The 1326-nt window shown below is 60.3% G+C and carries 1 protein-coding gene; it reads right to left on the bottom strand.

Annotation, left to right across the window (positions count from 1 at the left end):
* Nucleotides 1–85: 85 nt before the first annotated feature.
* Nucleotides 86–523: a hypothetical protein gene (locus YY7_RS0149880; RefSeq protein ID WP_028169430.1), complete on the bottom strand. Its 438-nt coding sequence runs from the start codon at nucleotides 521–523 to the stop codon at nucleotides 86–88.
* Nucleotides 524–1326: the final 803 nt, after the last annotated feature.

Here is a 1326-nt window from a genome sequence, read left to right as displayed (position 1 = left end):
TCTGAGACATGGTGTGCTCCTTGTCTTGAGCGCCCCTTGCCAGCTTCTCGCACTGGCAGGGCCGGAGCACGGCCGGACCATTCCATTAGCGGACCTCGGCGCGCCACGCGGCCGTGGAGCCGCGCATGGCGCTGTACCGCGCGGTCGAGTGATGGCGGCGGCCATGATGACGCAGGAGTGCGCCGGGCGCAAAATCATAAGAGCCGTAGCGGTCGCCGCAGTAAGAGACGCCGCCGCCGGCCGACGCACACGCGCCCTTCAACACGGGCCAGTCGGGAGACAACCTGGCAGCAGGCGTTGGCCTGCCTCCATTCAGAACGTCCAGATTGGGATAGTAGAACGCGAACGCGCCCGGCTCCTGGATGGCGGCTCTTATGGTCCCGTTCGGATTGTAGTCGTTCCTCAGATTATACCCGGAGTCGCGTAGATTTTTGATATACAGGGCGCGGTCTTGCGCGAATGCCGGCGTCGCTGCGGTCGCGGACAGCAGCACGGCCGCTGCAATAGCTTTGAATGGAATCATTGGCGTTTTCTCCTGTATCGACCGGTCGCAGACCCACGCGCGGACAAGACAATGCGGTCACGCTTCGTGAGGCGAGCGTGCCGTCCAAACGCGAGCGACCGGCTTGCAGCATCCGATGCGGATGCCTTCGGCCTTGACGTAGGGAGAGATCGGTCTGTTCTGTTTAAATTCCGCTTCCCGAAGCTCAACTCGGCTTGAAACGCGCGTTACCGAGTCAATCGCCTGTAGACCGAAGAAAGCGGATTGCCGCGCGACAGGACGTCGTGACGAAATCGATCCCTGCCGCACTGGTTATCTGACTGCCCTCGATTACTGTGTAAAGCGAGGCACGTCTGTGAGCGGTCTCACTCCTCGTATTTTCGTGATGTTTGCTTGTTGCCGTGCCGCGGCCAATTCCGGCCCTGACGTGTCAGGGCGGCAACAATAGCGCTTACTGCGGTGGATGAGTCTTCTGTTGGCCCATCGCTGCCGCATGCCACGGCCGACGAATGTCGGCTGTCAGGGTGGACCGGACCTAACTTAACCGCGGCTAAACCGTCGTGATTGACCCGTTGCGGAAGTGGTCGGCTTTAGAGGCGCGCTCCCTAAACCTTCGTATCATTCACCGTCCGCTTTGGATGGCCGGCGCATTACCCACGTTCAATTGAGCGGCTGACCGCGATCATCCTAGGTTGCACGCGTAGGAAAAGGCACAGGCCCATGCAGTGCGACGGCGGAAACGGATGATCGACGAACAGCGACGATAGTACCAAGAGGAGACTACGATGCCCCATTGCTCCGATAATCTTAGATCTGGCAGTGCC

Source organism: Bradyrhizobium elkanii WSM2783, assembly GCF_000472865.1.
GTDB lineage: Bacteria > Pseudomonadota > Alphaproteobacteria > Rhizobiales > Xanthobacteraceae > Bradyrhizobium > Bradyrhizobium elkanii_A.
Note: the sequence above shows the minus strand (reverse complement) of the source record. Positions and strands in the feature narration are given on the sequence as shown.

What these genes read in the sequence shown, in the direction of transcription:
- YY7_RS0149880 (WP_028169430.1), bottom strand. Translation starts at nt 523, where the DNA reads ATGATTCCATTCAAAGCTATTGCAGCGGCCGTGCTGCTGTCCGCGACC.